This window comes from Schwartzia sp. (in: firmicutes) (assembly GCF_978017985.1).
Genome location: NZ_CDXDFU010000046.1, coordinates 1 through 4,126, shown reverse-complemented (window position 1 = coordinate 4,126; position 4,126 = coordinate 1). Strand labels below are relative to the sequence as shown.

At 51.1% G+C, this 4,126-nt stretch carries 3 protein-coding genes and 1 pseudogene; all 4 read left to right on the top strand.

The window, feature by feature from the left end:
* Positions 1 to 798 (top strand): autotransporter-associated beta strand repeat-containing protein (locus ACY69O_RS02225; RefSeq protein WP_462331840.1); only part of this gene is annotated, 798 nt, incomplete at its 5' end.
* Entirely contained in the window at positions 791 to 2,461 is a 1,671-nt protein-coding gene (gene ptsP, locus ACY69O_RS02220) for a phosphoenolpyruvate--protein phosphotransferase (RefSeq protein ID WP_462331839.1), read from the top strand. The genes ACY69O_RS02225 and ptsP, both read left to right, overlap by 8 nt.
* A 50-nt stretch (positions 2,462 to 2,511) precedes the next feature.
* Positions 2,512 to 3,840, top strand: coding sequence for a replication-associated recombination protein A (locus ACY69O_RS02215; protein WP_462331838.1), 1,329 nt, complete (start codon positions 2,512 to 2,514; stop codon positions 3,838 to 3,840).
* 49 nt (positions 3,841 to 3,889) lie between these two features.
* Positions 3,890 to 4,126, top strand: a pseudogene (locus tag ACY69O_RS02210) (hypothetical protein); the annotation flags it as partial.

Sequence of the window (4,126 nt, the reverse complement as noted above, 5' to 3'; positions counted from 1 at the left end):
CTTTATACTGAACGGCTGACATATAATTTCCCGACTGTAGGAGATACGACGAAGCCAATGGTTGTTCCAAAGGGTGCCGAGGTGCTTTTGGAAACACGTTTCCCGTATCTTACCAAGAATCAGATTCGCACAGTGCTTTACACCACGGGGATTCCCTCAGGATATCCTGTATGTGATGATGAAGAGGGGTGGGGCAGACTGAATCTTTTCGCGGCGGCAGACGGATATGGCGCGTTTCTATCTGAGACTGTCGTAACAATGAATATGCAGGAGGGCGGTTTTTCGGCACGCGACACGTGGGGCAATGATATTACAGGCACGGGCGGACTTGTAAAGAAAGGGACAGGTACGCTGGTGCTTTCAGGAAACAACAGCTACACCGGCGGTACAAAAATCGAGGAAGGTGTCCTTGAGGCGGCAAGCCGTAAAGCCTTTGGAAGCGGCAGGGTCGATGTAAAGGGCGGCATCATGTCAGAATCCGTGGACGGTCCTTTTGAAATATTGAACGTCCTTGAGGTATCGAAGGATTCGGTCATTGTCTTTACCGTCGGAGGAGAGCAGGATGTTATTGAGGTCTCAGGCAAGGCACGTATCGACGGCAAGCTCCGTATCGTTCTTGCTTCGGGGTGGAATCCAAAATCGCAGGAAATTCTTCATGCGGCAGAAGGTGTTAAGGGAGATTTCAGCCGTATAGAGATTGAGGGGCTTCCTGTCGAGGTAAAAGCAGAGGTTAAGAAAAAAGGGAAGAGCCTTTGGCTCATTGTGACAAATACGAACGGGGAGGAAAAGAATGCGTAAAGAACTGACAGGAAAAGGCGGCTCTGACGGCGTAGGCGTAGGAAGAATATGGACGCCTGTGCCGAAAATTGAAAAGATAATCAGGAAATACCTCGCGGAGGACAGCAGTAAAGAGTGTGAAAAGCTTGCAAAGGCTATGGCGACTGTGGCGGAGCGTTTTAATGAAATGGCAGATGCCGCGAGAAAAAGGGGAGAAGCTGCTCAGGCTGACGTGCTTGAGGCACACGCTCTTATTGCTGATGACCCCATGGTGAGGGAACAGGCGGAGGAACGTATAAAGAAGGGTATGGATGCGGTTCACGCTCTCAGCACGGAAGCGGAAGAACAGGCCGCAGGGCTTGCAATTCTTGAGGATGAATATCTGAAAGCCCGTGCAGAGGATGTCCGTCAGGCGGCACGTGCTGTGGTTGCCGAGCTGTGCGGAGTTTCGGACGAACCTGCTCCTGAGGGGAAAATCGTTCTTGCAGGAGAAGATATTGAGCCTGCACATGTTGCATCGGTTCCGAAAGAGCGTCTTGCAGGCATAATTCTTTGCGGAGGCACACCGCTTGGCCATATATTTATCCTTGCCAGAGAGCGTGCTATTCCTGCAGTGTCTCTGTCAAAAAAGAATTTTTCGGAGCTGGCTTCCTCTATGGAGGTAATGGTAGACGGAAGCCGAGGTATTGTTGTGTGTGAACCTGATGAAAAGGAGAAGGAGCTGGCAGAAAAAACAACAGAGGATAAAGAAGCAGTTTTCGGACCTGCTGTGACAGCTGACGGTGTTGAAGTTAATCTTCGGGCGAACGTGGGAAATCCTGAAGCGGCTGAGTTGTCACAGAAAAAAGGCGCAGCCGGTATAGGATTATTCCGCTCGGAGTTCCTTTTCGCAGGGGAAACAGGGCTTCCGACGGAGGATGAACAGTATGAAGCTTATCGCAGGGCTGTAATTGCATGCGGCAAAGCTCCGTGTATTATCCGTATGCTTGATGCCGGCGGAGATAAGCCCATTGAGGGAGTCAAGCTGCCGAAGGAAATGAATCCCTTCCTTGGAGTGCGCGGTATACGTGCAGAGCTTCAAAATGAAGATGTTCTCCGTACGCAGCTCCGTGCGCTGCTCAGGGCGGCAGCATGCGGACACTGCGCGGTGATGATTCCTATGGTAACAAATCCGTCTGAGATTGACAGGGTAAAGAAAATTGCTGAGGAAGAATACGAGCTTTTGAAAAAGAAAGGCACTGAAGCCGCGCTGCCTAATTTCGGTGCAATGGTGGAGACACCTGCAGCGGCACTCTGCGCGGAAACTCTTGCGAAGCATGCGGGATTTTTCAGTATCGGCACCAACGACCTGACGCAGTATACCCTGGCGGCAGACCGCACCAATGAGGCTGTGGCGGATATTGGAGATGCGCTGCACCCCGCTGTACTGAAGCTCATTCAGCGTACTATAGAAGCGGCAAACAGCGCAGGGATTCCTGTCACGATATGCGGAGAGATTGCATCTGACCCGCTGGCGGCGCCTATTCTTGCGGCTATGGGACGCACGGCTCTCAGCATGAGCGTCGGGGCTATTCCTGCCGTTCGCAAGGCCTTGGGCGGGGTTTCCATCAAAGAAGCGAAGGAAAAACTGGAAACGGCGATGACTCTTGACGATGCAAAGGCCGTACGCGAATTTTTGAAATAACGTAATTTCTGCTATACTATCAGATATACGAAAGGAAAGGAGGCTGCGTAGTGGAGATTGATTCACTCTTTCAGGCCCCGGAGGCAGAACAGCCGCTGGCGGCACGTCTGAGACCGGAAACATTGGACGAGTTCGTAGGCCAACGTCATTTGATCGGGGAAGGCAAGGTACTGCGCCGCCTTATAGAGGCTGACAGGATATCCTCAATGATATTCTGGGGCCCGCCCGGAGTCGGAAAGACAACTCTGGCACGCATTATCGCGCACACTACAAAATCAGCGTTTATTGATTTTTCAGCCGTAACAAGCGGCATAAAAGAAATACGCGCAGTCATGCAGCAGGCGGAAGAAAACCGGCGATACGGCGACAGAACCATAGTATTTGTAGACGAGATTCACCGCTTCAATAAGGCTCAGCAGGACGCTTTCCTGCCCTTTGTTGAAAAAGGAAGTATTGTGCTTATCGGAGCGACTACAGAAAATCCGTCTTTTGAGGTAAACGGCGCTCTTTTGTCACGGTGCAAGGTGTTTGTGCTTCACGCGCATACCACCGAGGATATTACAGAGCTTCTGAAAAGGGCAATAAAAGACCCGCGCGGCTTCGGCAATGAGAAGGTCATAATAGAAGATGATACAATAGAGCTTATTGCGAATTTTGCAAACGGCGATGCGCGCTCGGCACTTTCCACTCTTGAGATGGTTGTGCTGAACGGTGACGTAACGAAAAAAGGCATTGTTGTCACGCGTGAGATTATAGAGCAGTGTACCTCGAAAAAATCACTGCTGTATGATAAAAAAGGAGAAGAGCACTATAATCTCATATCTGCGCTTCATAAATCAATGAGAAATTCTGACCCGGATGCGGCGGTCTACTGGCTTGCCCGTATGCTTGAGGCGGGAGAGGACCCGCTTTTCATCGCCCGCCGTATTACGCGTTTTGCGGCTGAAGATGTTGGACTCGCTGACCCGCGTGCCCTTGAGATAGCCATAGCCGCATATCAGGCATGTCATTTCATTGGTGTTCCCGAGTGCAACGTGCATTTGACGGAAGCCGCGGTTTATATGTCGCTGGCGCCTAAATCCAACGCTATGGAGAGTGCGTATTTCGCAGCCCGGGACGATGCCGTGAATATGCTTGATGAGCCCGTACCGCTTGTAATACGGAACGCGCCCACAAGGCTCATGAAAAATCTCGGATACGGAAAAGGCTATCAGTACGCGCACGATACAAAGGAAAAGGTCACGAACATGCAGTGTATGCCTGACAGCCTCATCGGGCGTACCTATTATCACCCCACAGACCAGGGCTTTGAACCGCGCTTTAAGGCGCGTATGGAGGAGCTGAAGGCGTGGAAACGCCAGCATGGCTGGAAGGGATAAGAAAAACTTTGAGGCTTGTGTAAGAGGTTAGGGAGTAGGAAAAAGACAGATGGACAGAACGGTCATTTATTATTTTTCGGCAACAGGCAATTCACTCTACACGGCGAGACAGCTTCGCGATGCCATTGACGGCGTCGTCCTGCGGTCCATGCCTGAGGAGCTTAGAAATGACGAGATTATCGCAGACGCGGAGCGCATAGGCTTCGTTTTCCCGATGCATTATTTCGGACTGCCTATTGTGGTGGAGGATTTTCTGCGCCGTGTTGACGTATCGAAGGCACGGTAT

Excerpts from the sequence above, each read along its gene's own strand:
- ptsP (WP_462331839.1), top strand. The coding sequence starts at position 791 with ATGCGTAAAGAACTGACAGGAAAAGGCGGCTCTGACGGCGTAGGCGTA.